Origin of the sequence: Streptomyces sp. NPDC002870 (assembly GCF_042888505.1) — a bacterium.
Classification (GTDB): domain Bacteria; phylum Actinomycetota; class Actinomycetes; order Streptomycetales; family Streptomycetaceae; genus Streptomyces.
Window position 1 is genome coordinate 250,674 of record NZ_JBIAPW010000005.1, and the last position, 16,519, is coordinate 267,192.

The window sequence follows — 16,519 nt, forward strand, 5'->3', positions numbered from 1 at the left end:
CGGCGGGCCGGCCGCAGCCGTGGGGCCAACTGGTCGAAGACGGACGGCTGCGCAGGGAGGGCGAGCCCATTCGCGTCCCGGTCGGCCAGGTGCTCCGTGGCCTCCAGTCATATGCCCAGGGCTTGCCTTCTACCGCTGCCATAGCCTTTGGTCATGGCAACCCTCCGGCAGCTCGAATACCTGGTCACCGTCGTCGACACCGGATCCTTCACCCGCGCGGCCGAGCTGCTGCACGTCTCCCAGCCCGCCCTGTCCCACCAGGTCCGCGCGCTGGAACGGGATACCGGCGGCCCCTTGCTCGAACGCCTGCCGCGCGCTGTCCGGCTCACGCCGATGGGCCGTGCCATGCTGCCGCACGCCCGCGCCGCCCTCGCCGACGCCGAGCGGGCCCGCACCGCCGCCCGCCGTGCCGTCGGACTCGACGGCGGTGGCGCCCACACCGAGGCCCTCGTCGACGCGATGACCGCGGGCCGGGCCGACCTCGCTGTCGGGCCCGCGCCGCGCTCGTGGGACGGTCCCGTACGGGAGCTGGGAACGGAGGAGTTCGTGGTGGTCGTCGCCGACGACGACCCGGCCGCCACCGGCGAGCCCGGCCGGGTGGCGCTCGCGGCGCTCGCGGACCGCGACTGGGTGCACTACGCCCCGGGCAACGGCCTCGCCGAAGTCCTCGACCAGGCCTGCGCCGCGGCCGGATTCCAGCCTCGTACGGCCGTACGCACCGAGCAGACCGCGGCCGCCCCCCTGCTCGCCGCCGCCGGGCTCGGCCGCGCCCTGGTCCCGGCGAACATCGTCCCGCCGGGCTTCGGTGGGCGCCTGCTGCACCCTGACCCCCCGGTGCGCCGCCTGCCCACCGCCTACACCCGCCCCCACCCCGACCCGCTCACCACCGCCTTCCTCGACACCCTTGCCCGCGACGCCCGCGTGGTGCCCGAACATGCCAGGCGTACGCCCTCGGGGACCTGACCCGTCCCCCTATATGACGGCCGTTCTGCAGGGCAAGGAGCCCGGGCGCGCGGCGCGGATCGCGTCCGCGCGGATCACCGAGGCCCTCGCACCTCACTGTGCCGTCCGCTCCCGCTACCCTCTGTGCTCTGTCACGGCACGCATTCCCCGGCATTCAGCCGTCGCACATCCACTCTCCGCCGTGCGGTCATGTCGAATCCAGCCGACCACGGAAGAAGTAAGGAGCCGGGCCGCCGCACCCGCGGTCCGTCCCCTTCCGTCCGGCACAGGAGAGCGTCATGCCCGCATCGCCAACAGTCGTCCCCGCCCCAGCCACCGCTTCCCTCCCCGCGCAGTTCTCGGCACCGGCGCCCTCCCCCACGCCGTTCGCCGAGGGCGACCAGCCGCGCTACGTCGTCTCCCTCGCCCGGGACCAGGACGACGTGCGGGCCGCACAGCGCCTGCGCCACCTGGTGTTCGCCGGTGAGATGGGCGCCAGGCTCGAGAGCCCGGAGCCGGGTCTGGACATCGACGCCTTCGACGCGTACTGCGACCACATCCTTGTGCGCGAGGCGGAGTCCGGCGACGTCGTCGGCACCTACCGGGTGCTGCCGCCCGAGCGCGCCAAGGTGGCGGGCCGGCTCTACTCCGAGACCGAGTTCGACCTCACCCGCCTGGCCCCCATCCGCGACGACCTCGTCGAGGTCGGCCGCTCCTGCGTTCACCCGCTGCACCGCAACGGCGCTGTCATCGCCCTCATCTGGGCCGGGCTCGCCCGCTACATGACCCGCACCGGCCACACCTGGCTGGCCGGCTGCTGCTCCATCCCGCTCGCGGACGGCGGCACCCTCGCGGCCGCCACGTGGGACACCGTGAAGGCGAAGAACCTCGCCCCCGAGGAGTACTGGGTCACCCCGCACAAGCTCTGGAACCCCGACTCCGTCACCCGCCCCGAAGGCCGCACCGAGCTGCCCGCCCTGCTCCGCGGCTATCTGCGGCTCGGCGCCTGGGTGTGCGGCGCGCCCGCCCACGACCCCGACTTCGGCGTCGCGGACCTGTACGTGCTGCTCTCGCTGCGCCGCACCAACCCCCGCTACCTGCGGCACTTCCTCTCCCTCGCCCCCGTGCGATGAGCGTCTGGCTGCCCAGCGCCCCCTGCACCCCGGGGGGCTGCGCGACACACCACGGGCCGGCGGCCGGCGCGTTCATGGCCGCCGCCCGGCTGCTGGCCGGGGCGCTCACCGTGCTCGCCGGTCTGCTCCTCGCACCCGCGGCCGCACTGCTCGGTGCCTTCCTCGGCACCCGGGTGCGGGACGCCATGACCCGCTGCTGGGCGCGTGCGGTGGTACGCGCCTTCGGCGTACGGATACGGGTCGTGGGCCGGCCGCACGGCCCCCGTGGGTCCCTCGTCGTCGCCAACCACATCTCCTGGCTGGACATACCGATGATCGCGGCGGCCCTGCCCGGGCGGATGCTGGCCAAGAGTGAGGTCCGGCGCTGGCCGGTGCTCGGGCCGCTCGCCGCCCGGGGTGGCACCCTCTTCCTGGAGCGCGACCGGATCCGTACGCTGCCCGCCACCGTCCGCGAGATGGCGTCCGCGCTGGGCAGCGGCGCTCGCATCATCGCTTTCCCCGAGGGCTCCACCTGGTGCGGCCGCGCCCAGGGCCGCTTCCGGCACGCCGTCTTCCAGGCCGCGCTGGATGCCGACGCCGTCGTCCAGCCCGTACGCATCAACTATCTGCCCACCGGAGCGGCCGCGTTCGTCGGGGAGGACTCGCTGACCGCGTCCCTGTGGCGGGTCGTGGCGGCCGGCGGGCTCACCGCGGAGATCCGGCTGCTGCCGCCCATCCCCGCGGGGAGCCACCCCGACCGCCGCTCACTGGCCCGCGCCGCTCAGCTGGCCGTCGAGAGGGACAGCGCGAACCTGCCCTCCGTGTCCGTCCACCACCTCGTCAACTCAAGCTCAGCAGCCGCCAGTTCCCTTCGCACGCCCTCCTGACGGAACTTCGCCGACACCTCCGTACGCATCTCCTCGCCCGCTTCGAAGGACACCACCAGATCCAGCTCGGGGATCTTCACGGTCAGCGTGGAGCGCGCCCGCAGCCGCATCTCGATCCACTCCTGCTCCCGGTTCCACACAGCCACATGATCGAAGTCGTCCGGGTCGACGTCCGCGCCCAGCTCCCGGGCGATGACGGACAGCACGTTCTTGTTGAACGCGGCCGTCACCCCCGACGCGTCGTCGTACGCCCTGACCAGGACGGCCTCGTCCTTCACCAGATCCGTCCCCAGCAGCAGCGCGTCGCCGGGGTCCAGCAGCGACCGCACGGAACGCAGGAACACCGCGCGCTCCTCGGGCAGCAGATTGCCGATGGTGCCGCCGAGGAACGCGACCAGCCGCGGTCCCGGCGTGCCGGGGAGCGCGAGACCGCGGGTGAAGTCGGCGATCAGAGCGTGGACATTCAGCCCGGGACGCTCGGCGAGCAGCCCCTCGGCCGCACCGGTCAGCGCGCTCTCGCTCACATCGACCGGCACATAGCTGACCAGCGCGGGCAGGTCGTCCAGCAGATGCCGGGTCTTCTCGGAGGATCCAGAGCCCAGCTCCACCAGGGTGCGCGCACCGGTCGCGGCGGCGATCTCGGGAGCGCGGGCGGCGAGGATCTCCCGCTCGGCACGGGTCGGGTAGTACTCCGGCAGCCGGGTGATCTCCTCGAAGAGCTCGCTGCCTCGGGCGTCGTAGAACCACTTGGGCGGCAGTTCCTTGGGCGTACGGGTCAGCCCGTGCAGCACATCGGCGCGCAGAGCGGCGTCCGTGGCGTCCTCGGGCAGGGTGCGGGTCAGCAGGAACGGGCTCACGCAGTGGGCTCCTTGAGCGGGGTCAGCAGGACATCGGTGCGGGTCGCGGCCAGCAGGGTGTGGTCGGGAACCTCGCGCCAGTGGGGATCGTCGTCGTACGGCTCGGAGGCCACGACCGTTCGGCGGCCGGGCTCGGCGAGATGCCAGAGGGTGTCGCCCCACGCCGTCGCCGCGATCGTCTCGCCGTCGGTGAGGAGCAGATTGAGCCGGGATCCCGGCGCAGCCTCGGCGGCCTCGCGGACCGTCTCGGCCAGCGCCTGGCCCAGCTCGTCGCCGTCGCGCAGCCGGTGCAGCACCAGCGCCCACAGCAGCGCGGAGTCGCAGCGCGCCTCCAGCGACAGCAGCTCGGCGGCGGGCAGCGACAGCGCGAGCGGAGCAAGCGTGCCCGGCCAGCCCCTGACCGCGCCGTTGTGGCTGAACAGCCAGGGCCCGGCGGTGTACGGCGCGGCCGCCGCCTCACCGTCCGCGCCGGCCACGGTGGCGTCGCGGACGGCCGCGAGCACGGCCCCGCTGCGGACCACCCGGGCCAGATCGGCGAAGGAGAGATCCGCCCAGATGGGGCCCGGCCGCCGGTACCTGGCGGGCACCGGATCGCCCTCGGCGTACCAGCCGACGCCGAATCCGTCGGCGTTGACGGTTCCGAACCGCTGGTGACGCGGCGCCCAGGACTGCCGGAACAGGCCGTGGGCGGGCTCGACCAGCAGCTGCCCGAGCGGCAGTTCGGGTCCGAGGAAGGCGATGTGGCGGCACATCAGCGCTCGCCTCCTCGGCGGAGCCGGCGGCGCCCCGGCAGCGGCGTGGGGCGCGCCGCCGACGCGCTCACGACGCCTCCCCGGGCGCCGCGTCCCGAGCCGTGCGGAACCCGGCGAAGATCTGCCGGCGCACCGGCAGGTCCCAGTTGCGGAACGTGCCGCGGCAGGCCACCGCGTCGACGGCGAACGAACCGCCGCGCAGCACCTTGTGCTCGCTGCCGAAGAACACCTCGGAGTACTCCCGGTAGGGGAAGGCCGCGAAGCCCGGGTAGGGCAGGAAGTCACTCGACGTCCACTCCCACACATCGCCGATCAACTGCCGTACGCCGAGCGGCGATTCACCCTCCGGATAGCTGCCCACCGGGGCGGGCCGCAGATGGCGCTGCCCGAGGTTGGCGTGCGCCTGTGCCGGATCCTCGTCGCCCCACGGGAAGCGGCGGGAGCGGCCCGAGCCGGGATCGTGGCGGGCTGCCTTCTCCCACTCGGCCTCGGTGGGCAGCCGCCGCCCCGCCCAGCGGGCGTATGCATCGGCTTCGTACCAGCTCACATGCAGCACCGGCTCGTCGGCGGGCACCGGCTCCGTCACCCCGAAGCGGCGGCGCAGCCACTGCCCGCCCTCGCGCCGCCAGAACAGCGGTGCGCCGATGTCGTGTTGGTGGATCTGTTCCCAGCCCTCGGCCGCCCACCAGCGGCGGTCCGCATAGCCGCCGTCCTCGATGAAGGTCTGGTACGCGCCGCAGGTCACCGGCACCGTGTCGATGAGGAACGGCGGCACGACGCGCTGGTGCGCGGGCCGTTCGTTGTCCAGCGCCCACGGTTCGGTCGACGTGCCCATGGTGAACGGGCCACCCGGGACCAGTACCTCGGCAGGCAGGCCCCGTGCGCTGCCGGCCGGCGGCTCGGGGGCGGTGAGCGCGGCCGGGCCCTTGCGCAGCTGGTGGGTGATGAGCATCGTCTCGTCGTGCTGCTGCTCGTGCTGGGCGATCATCCCGAAGGCGAAGGCGGCGTCGACCAGCGGGCCGCCCTCCAGCGGGGTGCGGTCGAGGATGTCGAGTACCCGTCCCCGTACGTCGGATGCGTACACGCGTGCTTCGGCAGGGTCGAGCAGCGGCAGCGTGGGCCGCAGGGCACGCGGATGCTCGAAGGCGTCGTAGACGGAGTCGATCTCGGGCCGCAGCGCCTCACGCCCGGCGACGGTGCGCCACAGCCACTGCTCCTCCTGGTTGCCGATGTGGGCCAGGTCCCAGACCAGCGGGGACATCAGCGGAGAGTGCTGGGCGGTCAGCTCATGGTCGTCGACGCACGAGGTGAGCGTGGCGGTACGCTCTCGGGCGGCGGTCAGCGCATCGAGGGCGCGGCGCCGGAGGTCTTCGGTCATGTGCTCAGTTCCTTCCCGAGGGAGGGGAGGCGCAGATCGTCGGCGGGACATCGGCCCCGCAGGACATGGCGCTCATTGAATGCGGCGACGGCTTCCAGCACGGCGTCGGACGCGCCGATGCGGGGGAGTGCTTCCAGGGCGACGGCGAAACAGGTCACGGCCGACGCGTGCAGCTCGGGATCGGCCAGCCCGTGCCGGGCGGCGTTGACCCAGAGCGGATTGCGCGGCGCGGGCAGCGAACCGGCGTACTCCGCCAGTGGTTTGACGGCGCGATAGACGGTCTCCGCCGCCTCGGAGTCGTCGAACAAGGCGGTGGCGACGGCGAGCGGCACCAGCCAGCCGTCCTCGCCGGACTGGGCATCGATCATGCGCAGTTCGAGATGGCCACGCGGCCTTACGGGCGGAAACAGGGTGGTCAGGTGGTAGTCGAGGTCCTCCCGGGTCGGCCGGCGCGAATTCCCCGAGCACAGCCACTGGCGGAAGGTGAGGCCGTCGGGCAGGTCCCACGGCCCCTCGGCGGTCCGGACGCACATCACCGGGGCGTCCAGCGCATGGGCGGTCCAGGCGGAGCGCGGCTCCTGGTCCAGCGGCGGCGACACGGGCCGTATGTCGTCGAGCGCGGCCCACACGCCCTGCCGGGTCGACCGCCAGCCGGTGTAACGCCCCTCCTGGGCAGGCGAGTTGGCGAACGCCGCCATCAGCACCGCGCCCAGCAGATGCGCGAGCTGCCAGCGTCTGCCGTACCCGAGGGGTCCCGGCTCCTCGGCGCCCGCGTCCAGGCACACCTGGATGGAGGCGGAGCTGCACATCATGGCGCGGCCGGCCGGACCTGTCCGGTCCAGATACGCCTCCATGGCGTCGTAGCGGGGTTCGTGGAGCAGTCGGCGCGGGGGATGCCAGGGGTCGAGGCCGAGTCCGGTGAGAGTGAGGCCTGCCGGGCGGAGCGCGGTGCGTACGGCGTCCAGATCGGCGGCGGTGGAGTCGATGCACTCCATCAGGGAGGCGGCGGGAGGAGAGCTGAGCTCCAGCTGGCCGCCCGGCTCGAAAGTGAGGGCCGATTTCAGTTGTAGTGAACGAACCTGGTCGTGGGCCGCGATGAGGCGGTCGGTGGGGACGGGGCGCTCGGGCCGCTCCAGCTCATGAATGAGCCATTCGACCTCCACGCCGACGGTGCGGGGCGGGCCGTTCTTGAAGCAAATACATCGAAGCAGGTCCTCCGCTTCATCCAGGTCGATCGGCCGGCCGAAGTCGCCGGCATCGGGTGGGTGCATGATCTGCTCCTCCAGTCGCGAAGCACTCTGCCAACCTAAAGCCACGCCCGCCGGTTCGCACAAGAGTGCTCGTGATGTCAGCGGGATGTAAGAAATTCGCTTGACGTGGGCGCGACCGGTAGGCGTCCTTCGAGGTCACGGGCGGGAGCAGGATCTCCACGGCCCTCGGGGGCCGTACCTCCTCGCGCTCGCCGGCGCGGCGGTCGGCTCCCGCCCGATCTCCGCCATCCGGCCGTCGAAGGCCAGGTAGTGGCCCGTTTCAACGTTCTATGACCACCACCGCGCCGACCGCGGCGCTGCTACACCGATCGGGTCGTCACGCACCGCGTCCCGGCCTGCCGTCGTCACCCGCAGTCAGGGGGCGCAGCGGCAGCTCCGGTGGTGCGGTCAGCTCCACCCGTAGCGTTCCCGCAGCCGCTGCACGACCACGTCGAAGCGGGGCCGGTCGAGCGCGCAGGCCTCGCGGCGCATGCCGTCCTCGTGCACCCGCAGCACCCGGTCGAGGTCGACCCATGATTCGCGTCCGGCCCGGTCCCACGGCCCGACTCCGATCGGCACCCACTCGCGGTCGTGGTCGTGACGCTTGCTGGAGAGCTGCACGGCGAGCAGCGTGCCTATCTCCTCGCGGGCCACCACCAGGACCGGACGGTCCTTGCCCCGCCCGTCGTTCTCCTCGAACGGCACCCACGTCCAGACGATTTCGCCGGGGTCGGGATCGCCGTCGCGGTCCGGGGCGTACGAGGTGCGGACCGGGCCCACCTCGACAGGGTCGGCCTCGGTGGTGGCGGCAGGACCGCTGCTGCCGGGCAGGTAGGAGGGGCCGTCGAAGGCGCTCGGCACACCGGATGCACGGGGGGAGATCGTCACCGGCTCACGGTAGGACGGGGGAGCCCCTCAGATCCAGCCCTCCGGTCGGCATCTGCTGGGGAGCACCGGCCGGCATTCGTTTCAGGCCATCCTCCGGATCCCGGGCGGAACTGCTCTGGAAGGATGCCGAGAGCGATGAGTCAGACACCCAAGCAGTCCGCAGAACGCCCCGTTCCGACCAGCGCCGACGTCGCCAGGCTGGCTGGAGTCTCGCGAGCCACCGTCTCGTACGTGCTCAACAACACCTCGGCCGTACGCATCAGCGAGCCCACCCGCCGGCGCGTTCGCGAGGCCGCAGAGGAACTCGGCTATGTGCCCCACGCCGCGGCCCGGAGTCTGCGCGCCGGGCACACCCGGATGGTGCTGCTGCCCACCGCTCGTATCCCGGTCGGCCCGCTCTACAGTCGCTTCTTCAACGAGCTCCAGTGGGCGCTGCGCCGCCTCGACTACACCGTCGTGCAGTACGGCAGCCTCGGCCTCGACGGCGACGAGGCCGCCCGGGCCTGGGCCGAGCTGCGCCCCGTCGCGGTCGTCTCGCTCGGCGACGTCGCGCTCACCCCGCACGGCGTCGACGTCCTCAAGCGCTCCGGCGCGAAAGCCGTCATAACCCTCGGCCGGCACCGCGTCCATGGCGCGCACTCCCTCGTCATGGACCAGAGCGAGATCGGCAGCTGCGCGGTGACCCACCTGGTCGGGCGCGGCCGGTGCGCCATCGGCGTGGTCATGCCGCAGGAGCCGGGCCTGGAGCTCTTCTCCGAGCCCCGCCTGGAGGGCGCCCGGCGGGCCGCGGCGGGCACCGGCGCCCGGATCGAGCCGCTTCCCCTGTTCTACGACGAGGAGTCGGCGGCGGAGCTCGCCGCCCGCTGGCGCGGACTCGGCCTCGACGCGGTCTACGCGTACAACGACGAGTACGCCATGTTGCTCATGCGCGCGCTCCATGACGCGGGCATTCAAGTCCCTGGCGAGACCGCGGTGGTGGGCGCCGACGATCTGCTGCTCGGCAGACTGCTGCGGCCCCGGCTGAGCACCGTGCAGATCGACATGGTGACCGGTCAGCGGCTGGCCGAACTCGTCGACCGCGCCGTACGCGACCCGGGCGCGGAGCCGGAGCGGCACGGCCTGATGCGGGCGCTGGCGCTTCACCGCGAGTCCAGCTGACCCGGCGCGCCTCGGTCCGGCGGCCCCGGTCTGCGGCGAAATCGAGATGCGGCGGTCGCCGGTGACGACATGCGGGCCGGGCGGTGCGTGTCTAGCGTCACTTGCATGAGTACTGACCCGCAGCGCTTCGAGATCCTGGTGGTGCCCGAGCACATCGAGGGCCGCGATGCCGCTTCCCTGGCCAAGAGCGCCATCCGCTCCGCTGTCGTGGAGGCCACGGGCCGGCACGGGTCCTCCGGCTATCCGCGCTATGCGGGCGAGGGCGTGGAGGCCGACATCGACCCTGAGACGCGTACGGTCGAGGCGCTGCTCATCGACGGGTCGGAGCTGGACTACGGACTCTCCGTGCGAGTCGTCGACGTGGCGGACCGCTGACTGCGACCACTCCGCCGAGCGGGCGGCGACGCCCTGATACCCGCGCCTCGTGGGTGCCCGTGGGTGCCCGTGGGTGCCTCGCTGGGTCGCGACAGTGGCCGTTGACATGGGCCGACGCCCGGCAGAGACTCGGGCACTGGGCCAATGGTGAACGTTGGTTCACCATGTGAACAACGCTGTAGGCACGGCCAAGCCTGGGAGAGTTCCGATGAGCATCCGCGACGTCTACATCGTCGACGCCGTCCGCACCCCGATCGGCAAGTTCGGGGGCGCGCTCTCCTCCGTACGTCCCGACGACCTCGCCGCGCATGTCGTCAAGGCGCTCGTGGACCGTGCCCCGGAGCTCGACCCGGCCCGTATCGACGACGTCGTCCTCGGTGACGCCAACGGCGCGGGCGAGGACAACCGCGACGTCGCCCGCATGGCCGTCCTTCTCGCCGGTCTGCCCGTCACCGTCCCCGGCGTCACCGTCAACCGTCTCTGCGGCTCGGGACTTGAAGCCGTCATCCAGGCTGCCCGCGCCATCGCCCTGGGCGACGCGTCGATCGCGATCGCGGGCGGCGTCGAGTCGATGTCCCGCGCACCCTGGGTGCTGCAGAAGCCCGAACGGGCCTTCCCCGCGGGCCACCAGGAGCTCCACTCGACGACGCTGGGCTGGCGCATGACGAACCCGCGTATGCCGGCGCAGTGGACCGTCCAGCTCGGTGAGGGCGCCGAACTCATCGCCGACAAGCACCACATCACCCGCGAGCAGCAGGACGCCTTCGCCCTCGCAAGCCATCAGAAGGCCGCCGAGGCCTGGGGAAAGGGGCTGTACGACGGTGAAGTCGTCGCGTACGGGGGTGTGGAGCTGCCGCGCGACGAATGCATCCGCGACTCGACGTCCATGGAGGCGCTCGCCAAGCTGAAGCCGTCGTTCCGCAAGGACGGAACGGTGACGGCGGGCAGCTCCTCACCGCTCAACGACGGGGCGGCGGCGCTCCTTCTCGTCGACGAGGAAGGACTGCGGGCGACGGGCCGCGAGCCCCTCGCCCGGATCCGCGCCTCCGCCGTCACCGGCATCGAGCCGCAGCTCTTCGGCCTCGGCCCGGTCCAGGCGGTGCGGCGGGCGCTCGCCAAGGCGGGCAGGACCTTCGCGGACCTGACCACCTTCGAGCTGAACGAGGCCTTTGCCGCCCAGGCGCTCGGCTGTCTCGCCGCATGGCCGGATCTGGACCCGTCCCTGGTCAACCCGCGCGGCGGAGCCATCGCGATCGGCCACCCGCTCGGCGCGTCGGGGGCCAGGCTGGCCGGCTCGGTCGCTCACCAGCTGGCGGCGGCCGGTTCGGGAACCGGCGTCGCCGCCCTCTGTATCGGTGTGGGCCAGGGGATAGCCCTGGTCCTGGAGCGCTGAGCCGGACAGCCTTCGAGTCTGCGTCAGGTCTCGCCCTTCGAGTCTGCGTCAGGCCTCGCCGCGTCAGGCGTCACATCCCGGACGCCTGGATCAGGCGTCCGTCGACGTCTCCGCCTGGGCGACCTGCGCCTCCTCGATCGACTTGCGGACCTCGTCCATGTCGAGCGCGCGAGCCTGACCGATCACGTCCTCCAGGGCAGCCTCGGGCAGCGCGCCGGGCTGGGCGAAGACCGCGACATTGTCACGGACGATCATCAGCGTCGGGATGGAGCGGATCTCGAACGCGCCAGCCAGTTCCTGCTGAGCCTCCGTGTCGACCTTCGCGAAGACCAGATCGGGGTGGCGCTCCGCGGCACCCTCATAGACCGGGGCGAACTGACGGCACGGACCGCACCAGGAAGCCCAGAAGTCGATCAGGATGAAGTCGTTGTCGGTGACAACCTGATCGAAGTTTTCCTTGGTGAGCTCAACAGTGCTCATGACGTGCTACCTCTTCCTGATGTCCGGCGGACTCGCCCGCGACAACGGTGCCGCGGGCGGTGCTATTCCTCCCCCTGCCCATGTGGCCAGGACGCACACCCGGGACCAGACTGGCTCTATGACAGAACCTGTGGAGTTCGACGTAGTGGTGGTGGGCGCGGGCCCTGTCGGCGAGAACGTGGTGGACCGTGCGAGAGCGGCGGGTCTGAGCACGGCGGTGGTGGAGAGCGAACTGGTGGGGGGCGAGTGTTCGTACTGGGCGTGCATGCCCAGCAAGGCCCTGCTGCGCCCGGCGATCGCCCGTGCCGACGCCCGCCGCACGCCGGGCCTGAGCCAGTCGGTGCGAGGGCCGCTCGACGCCGGTGCCGTCCTCGCCCATCGAGACGAGCACGCCGCCCATTGGAAGGACGACGGCCAGGTCGACTGGCTGGACTCGATCGGCGCCCGCCTCTACCGCGGACAGGGCAAGCTGCACGGCCCGAAGAAGGTCATCGTCGACGGTCCCGAGGGCGAGCACCATGTCCTGACCGCCAGGCACGCCGTGGCCGTGTGCACCGGCAGCCGCGCCGTCCTGCCCGACATTCCGGGCCTCGCCGGCGCGAAGGCCTGGACCAGCCGCGAGGCGACCAGCTCCGCTCGCGTGCCGGGGCGGCTCGCGGTCGTCGGCGGCGGTGTGGTCGGCGTGGAGATGGCGACCGCCTGGCAGGCCCTCGGCTCGCAGGTCACGCTGCTGGTCCGCGGTGGGGGACTGCTGCCCCGGATGGAATCCTTCGTCGGCGAGCACGTCGCCGACGCCCTGACCGAGGGCGGCGCACAGATCCGTACGAACACCTCCGTGACGTCCGTCGTGCGCTCCGACGGCGCCGGCCCCGTCACGCTCGTACTGGACGGCGGCGAGCGTATCGAGGCCGACGAGGTCCTCTTCGCCACCGGCCGCGCCCCCCGGACCGACGACATCGGCCTGGAGACGGTGGGGCTGGAACCGGGCTCCTGGCTGCCCGTCGACGACAGCTGCCGCGTCGAGGGCAGCGCCTGGCTGTACGCGGTCGGCGATGTGAACCACCGCGCGCTGCTCACCCATCAGGGCAAGTACCAGGCCCGCATCGCCGGAGCCGCCATCGCGGCGAGGGCGCAGCGCGTCCCGCTGCTGGAGACCGACCGCTGGGGCGCCCATGCGGCGACCGCGGACCGTTCGGCCGTCCCACAGGTCGTCTTCACCGACCCCGAGGCGGCGGCCGTGGGCCTCTCCCTCGCGGAGGCCGAGGCGGCGGGCCACCGCGTCCGCGCCGTCGACCATGACCTGTCCGCGGTCGCGGGAGCGAGCCTGTACGGCGACGGGTACCGAGGCCGCGCGCGGATGGTCGTCGACCTCGACCGCGAAATCCTGCTGGGCGTCACCTTCGTGGGCCCTGGCGTCGGCGAGCTGCTGCACTCGGCCACGGTGGCGGTGGCGGGCGAGGTGCCGGTCGACAGGCTGTGGCATGCGGTGCCCGCGTATCCCACCATCAGCGAGGTGTGGTTGCGCCTGCTGGAGTCGTATCGGGGCTGAGGCAGGGCTGAGGCAGGCGACCGAACTCGCGGACGGCACCGCCACGTAGGGTGCCGTCATGTTTCGACGACGAACGGCCGAGCGCAAGTACCCCATCCCCCTGACGGTGCATCAACTCTGGACGGTGTCGCTGGGCGCACCGGTGAGCCGGGGCGCAGACGTGTCGCGGACGACGCTGTATCCGTACCGGCTCATCGATGACGACAGGGCCCGGGAATGGCTGTCCGACAAGTGGGGGATCACCTCACGCGCGGAGCTGCTGGGGGCGCTGGACCACCTGGCCCGGGTCGGCTACCGCACCCGCGTCGCCGAGCAGTTCGGGATCGCTCCGCTGGCCTGGGACGTCGGTCTGTACGTGCATGACGTACAGACCGGCTTCGCCTCCGGGTACGTGGAAGAGGCCGAGGCATGGCAACTGCTCGGGCAGGTGGTGCGGCCGGTGCGGCAGGCCTTCGGCTCATGGAAGGAGTTCGCCGACGGCTATCTCCTGGGGCGCACCGTCTGGATGGGCATCCTGCGCGGCACCGAGAACGAGAACTTCCCGGCGCCGCAGGCCGTGGCCGATGCGCATCTGGGCCGGCTGCTGGATCCGGCGAATGATCAGAGCCCATGGAACCGTGCGCCCTGGGCGGCGATGGACGGTCCCGACCGGGCGTGTTGACCCTCTGGCACCGGGCGGCTCAGGACACGTCCGACGTCTTGGGCATGTCGCCCTCGGTCGTGCTGATGTCGATCACGGAGAATGCCGCACCCTGCGGATCGCTCAGCGCCGCGAACCGGCCGAACGGACTGTCCATCGGCCCGAACCGCAGCACCGCGCCGCGCTCGGTCGCCTTAGCCACCGCCGCGTCGCAGTCCTCGACGGTGAAGTACACATTGAGGTACGGGGGCACCTCCGGCGGGAAGTCGGCGTCCTGCATCTTCATGCGCCCGAGGGCCGTTTCGTCGCCGAGCTTGAAGAGCGTGAAGTCGATCGCGTCGTCCTCAACTCGCTGCACGCTGTAGGGGAATACGGCGGGGAAGAAGGCGTCAGCCTTTTCGGGCTCCCGGGTGAAGACCTCTCCCCAGCAGTACGCGCCGGGCACGGCCTTCGCCTCGAAGCCCTCGTGCGTACCCGCCTGCCACACCCCGAAGACGACACCGCCGGGATCGCGGGCGAGCAGCATCGACCCGAATTCGCCGACCTGCATCGGCTCCATCAGCAGTTCGCCCCCGTTGTCACGGATCTTCGTGGCGGTGGCGGCGGCGTCCGGCGAGGCCAGATACAGACACCACGCCGACTGGCCTTCCTGGCCGGGCATCGGAGGCACAACGGCCGCGACGGCCTTGCCGTCTGCGTACGCCTCTGTGTAGTTGCCGAACTCCGACGAAGCCTCACCGAAGGTCCAGCCCAGCACGTCACCGTAGAAGCTCTTCGCACCCTCCACGTCGGTGAACATCGCATCGGCCCAGCACGGGGTGCCCTCAGGTTGTACGGCCATGGCTCCGCCTCCCGCTCGGTGGGTGGTCCGCTTCGGTGGTGGTGCCCTCTGCCACGCTAGCCAGCCGCAGGCCGACGCGCCCGCCGAGCGGGTGACGCGGGCCCCTCGGTCCTGGGGCCCATGCGTCCGGTCACCTCACAGGCCCATGCGTCCGGTCACCTCACAGGCTCCAGCGCAGCACCGCCCCCAGTCCGCCCGCCGGGCCCTGCATGCCCTCGGGAACGAGCAGCACCTCGGCATCCGCGGCCGCCGCGGACCGCAGCAGTGCGTCGTCCGCGCGTGCCTGTACGGGCTTGGCGACGCCCATCGCCTGCGCCTGGCCGCGCTGCACGGCGACCTCGTCGACGCCGGGTCCGATCCACACATCGCGGCCCGCGTCGGACGCGTCCTGCGCGAGCAGCAGCGTGGCCACCTGATGGCTCCGGGCAGCGTCCACGACGGCGGGCACACCTTCAGCGGCTTCTCCGCGACCGGTGTCGACAGAGGCCGCGCGGTGCTCGCCCGGCCTGCCGCGTCCGATGCGGAAGCGCTCGAGGGCGCTCTGGAGCCGGTCGCGCGTGTACTCCTCGCAGGCCTGGGCGATCTGCCGGTCGAGCAGGCTCTTCGAGGCGCCGGGGGACCTGCTGCCGTTCTCGGTCTCGACGGCGACGGCCCGGATGCGCTCGGGCAGCCGGTTGTACACGGCCCTGCGCTCGCGGGAGTCGCCGGTCAGTACCAGCAACTGCGCGCCGCTCTCGGGCCACTGCCTGGCGAGTTCGCCGGCGATGATGTCGGCGGTCTCGTTCCAGCTGTTCTCGACCTTGTTCCGGTAGTGCCACTCGCCCGTGGGGATGGTGCGCTGTGCTCGGCCCCGCCACTCCTTGCCGTTCGCCTGCCCCACGGTCTCGCGGCGGTGCTTGTCGCGCAGCTCCAGGTCGGCGCCGGTGCGGTCGATGTACGCCACCAGGCACGACGGCTCGTCGCCCCGCAGGCCGGCCAGCGGGGCGACGTGCGGGAGGACCGACCAGGTCGCCTCGTTGCTGGTAGGGGTAGCGCTGAGCGGTATGTCGAGCACGACCTCGGCGCCTGCTGCGAACACGGCCCGGCCCGGTGGCGCCCCGGAGACCGGCTCGTGGGCGAGCCTCTCCATCAGCGCCCTGATGGTGTAGGCGTCGGCGCCCGCGTCGACGAGCTGCGACGCGACGGACCGCTCACGGAGCTTCTGCAGCCTCTGAGCGTCCTCGGTCGCACGCGTGGTGTCGATGTACACAGAGGCCCAGGGGCCTGGACGGTCGAAGAGCGGCTTGAGAAAACCAAGTTCCATGATCTCCCCCAGGCTCGTGGAGGGTGAGTACTACCAGATTACGACGATGTGCCGATAGAGCCCCCTCGTGGAGGAATCGCGACAATCGCGGTAGTAGGGGTGATCCGCGGTAGTAGGGGTGATCAAGTCAATCGCGCAGGGGTGGATCCGGAATGCGCGGACCAGTGGCCGCGCCCGGCCCCGGTACCTGGTTACGCCGCCCGGCCCTCGCCCGCGGTGGCCCGGTGCGCGGTGATCATTCTGTGCAGCTCTTCGGACGCGGCCCGGCCGAATGCCGGATCGTTGATGTGGGTGTCGAATTCGAGCAGTTCGGTGGCGCTGCCGCGCAACCCGTCACGGAGCGCGGTGAACAGCGCGTCGTCGGCGTGCGGATCGTGATACGGGGCTCCCGGGCCGCCGAGCGTGCAGAGCCCGCGCCGGGGCAGGCACACGGCCGTCGGCCCGGTGGCGGCCCGCAATTTCGCGGCGACGCCGCGGCCCAGCTCGGCGCACTCCGCCGCGGTGGTGCGGATGACGGTGATGGACGGGTTGTGCAGGCGGACTTGGCGTTCACTGAGCGTCAGGTCCAGGATGCCGGCGAACAGTCCCTGCTCGGCGAGTGACTCCAGGGTCCGCCCGCCGGAGCCGCTGGTGTGGAAGACCAGGACCTCGTAACCGAGTTCGGTGAGCCGTTCCCGGGCGGCGTCGACGCCGGGTGTCGTCACGCCGGCCATC

Annotated in this window: 17 protein-coding genes; 8 read left to right on the forward strand and 9 right to left on the reverse strand. The window is 72.0% G+C overall.

Annotated features, from left to right (window positions below; translation table 11 throughout):
• Nucleotides 1–153 precede the first annotated feature (153 nt).
• The 3 genes from ACFYWY_RS09235 to ACFYWY_RS09245 all read left to right on the forward strand — a co-directional run bounded on the left by ACFYWY_RS09235 (nt 154) and on the right by ACFYWY_RS09245 (nt 2,941).
• The gene (locus ACFYWY_RS09235) at nt 154–963 is read left to right on the forward strand and encodes a LysR substrate-binding domain-containing protein (protein ID WP_389182091.1); all 810 of its coding nucleotides are present in this window, start codon (nt 154–156) and stop codon (nt 961–963) included.
• 278 nt (nt 964–1,241) lie between these two features.
• A complete protein-coding gene (locus tag ACFYWY_RS09240; RefSeq protein ID WP_389182094.1) occupies nt 1,242–2,075 on the forward strand; it encodes a GNAT family N-acyltransferase in 834 nt (277 codons plus the stop codon).
• Nucleotides 2,072–2,941: a lysophospholipid acyltransferase family protein gene (locus ACFYWY_RS09245; protein WP_389182097.1), complete on the forward strand. Its 870-nt coding sequence runs from the start codon at nt 2,072–2,074 to the stop codon at nt 2,939–2,941. The genes ACFYWY_RS09240 and ACFYWY_RS09245 overlap by 4 nt, the downstream gene beginning before the upstream one ends.
• On the opposite strand, the gene egtD is transcribed toward ACFYWY_RS09245, so the two are convergent.
• The 5 genes from egtD to ACFYWY_RS09270 form a co-directional block, all read right to left on the reverse strand.
• Nucleotides 2,836–3,798 carry an L-histidine N(alpha)-methyltransferase gene (gene egtD, locus ACFYWY_RS09250; protein WP_389182100.1) on the reverse strand — a complete coding sequence of 321 codons (963 nt, stop codon included), beginning with the start codon at nt 3,796–3,798 and terminating at the stop codon, nt 2,836–2,838. The genes ACFYWY_RS09245 and egtD overlap by 106 nt on opposite strands.
• A complete protein-coding gene (egtC, locus tag ACFYWY_RS09255; protein WP_389182103.1) occupies nt 3,795–4,550 on the reverse strand; it encodes an ergothioneine biosynthesis protein EgtC in 756 nt (251 codons plus the stop codon). The genes egtD and egtC overlap by 4 nt, the downstream gene beginning before the upstream one ends.
• Nucleotides 4,551–4,617: 67 nt before the next feature.
• Nucleotides 4,618–5,928, reverse strand: coding sequence for an ergothioneine biosynthesis protein EgtB (gene egtB / locus ACFYWY_RS09260; RefSeq protein ID WP_389182106.1), 1,311 nt, complete (start codon nt 5,926–5,928; stop codon nt 4,618–4,620).
• Nucleotides 5,925–7,199, reverse strand: coding sequence for an ergothioneine biosynthesis glutamate--cysteine ligase EgtA (egtA, locus tag ACFYWY_RS09265; RefSeq protein ID WP_389182109.1), 1,275 nt, complete (start codon nt 7,197–7,199; stop codon nt 5,925–5,927). The genes egtB and egtA overlap by 4 nt, the downstream gene beginning before the upstream one ends.
• A 387-nt stretch (nt 7,200–7,586) precedes the next feature.
• Nucleotides 7,587–8,060 carry a type II toxin-antitoxin system PemK/MazF family toxin gene (locus ACFYWY_RS09270; RefSeq protein ID WP_389182288.1) on the reverse strand — a complete coding sequence of 158 codons (474 nt, stop codon included), beginning with the start codon at nt 8,058–8,060 and terminating at the stop codon, nt 7,587–7,589.
• Between the two features lie 141 nt (nt 8,061–8,201).
• Between ACFYWY_RS09270 and ACFYWY_RS09275 the strand changes: the two genes are divergently transcribed.
• The 3 genes from ACFYWY_RS09275 (at nt 8,202) to ACFYWY_RS09285 (ending at nt 10,992) form a co-directional block, all read left to right on the forward strand.
• The gene (locus ACFYWY_RS09275; protein ID WP_389182112.1) at nt 8,202–9,224 is read left to right on the forward strand and encodes a LacI family DNA-binding transcriptional regulator; all 1,023 of its coding nucleotides are present in this window, start codon (nt 8,202–8,204) and stop codon (nt 9,222–9,224) included.
• A gap of 105 nt (nt 9,225–9,329) precedes the next feature.
• On the forward strand, nt 9,330–9,599 hold the full coding sequence (locus ACFYWY_RS09280; protein ID WP_389182115.1) for a hypothetical protein: 270 nt from the start codon (nt 9,330–9,332) through the stop codon (nt 9,597–9,599).
• A 208-nt stretch (nt 9,600–9,807) separates the two neighbouring features.
• The gene (locus ACFYWY_RS09285; RefSeq protein WP_389182118.1) at nt 9,808–10,992 is read left to right on the forward strand and encodes a thiolase family protein; all 1,185 of its coding nucleotides are present in this window, start codon (nt 9,808–9,810) and stop codon (nt 10,990–10,992) included.
• Nucleotides 10,993–11,082: 90 nt separating this feature from the next.
• Here the strand turns inward: ACFYWY_RS09285 and trxA are convergent, their stop codons facing one another.
• The gene (gene trxA / locus ACFYWY_RS09290) at nt 11,083–11,472 is read right to left on the reverse strand and encodes a thioredoxin (protein WP_389182121.1); all 390 of its coding nucleotides are present in this window, start codon (nt 11,470–11,472) and stop codon (nt 11,083–11,085) included.
• A 118-nt stretch (nt 11,473–11,590) separates the two neighbouring features.
• On the opposite strand from trxA, the gene ACFYWY_RS09295 reads away from it, so the two are divergent.
• Together ACFYWY_RS09295 and ACFYWY_RS09300 are read left to right on the forward strand one after the other, a co-directional pair.
• The gene (locus ACFYWY_RS09295) at nt 11,591–13,021 is read left to right on the forward strand and encodes a dihydrolipoyl dehydrogenase family protein (RefSeq protein WP_389182124.1); all 1,431 of its coding nucleotides are present in this window, start codon (nt 11,591–11,593) and stop codon (nt 13,019–13,021) included.
• A 58-nt stretch (nt 13,022–13,079) separates the two neighbouring features.
• Entirely contained in the window at nt 13,080–13,682 is a 603-nt protein-coding gene (locus ACFYWY_RS09300) for a DUF1266 domain-containing protein (RefSeq protein ID WP_389182127.1), read from the forward strand.
• Between the two features lie 19 nt (nt 13,683–13,701).
• On the opposite strand, the gene ACFYWY_RS09305 is transcribed toward ACFYWY_RS09300, so the two are convergent.
• The 3 genes from ACFYWY_RS09305 to ACFYWY_RS09315 form a co-directional block, all read right to left on the reverse strand.
• On the reverse strand, nt 13,702–14,502 hold the full coding sequence (locus ACFYWY_RS09305) for a VOC family protein (RefSeq protein WP_389182131.1): 801 nt from the start codon (nt 14,500–14,502) through the stop codon (nt 13,702–13,704).
• Between the two features lie 160 nt (nt 14,503–14,662).
• A complete protein-coding gene (locus ACFYWY_RS09310) occupies nt 14,663–15,805 on the reverse strand; it encodes a hypothetical protein (RefSeq protein ID WP_389182134.1) in 1,143 nt (380 codons plus the stop codon).
• Between the two features lie 191 nt (nt 15,806–15,996).
• On the reverse strand, nt 15,997–16,509 hold the full coding sequence (locus ACFYWY_RS09315; RefSeq protein ID WP_389182137.1) for a Tm-1-like ATP-binding domain-containing protein: 513 nt from the start codon (nt 16,507–16,509) through the stop codon (nt 15,997–15,999).
• Nucleotides 16,510–16,519: the final 10 nt, after the last annotated feature.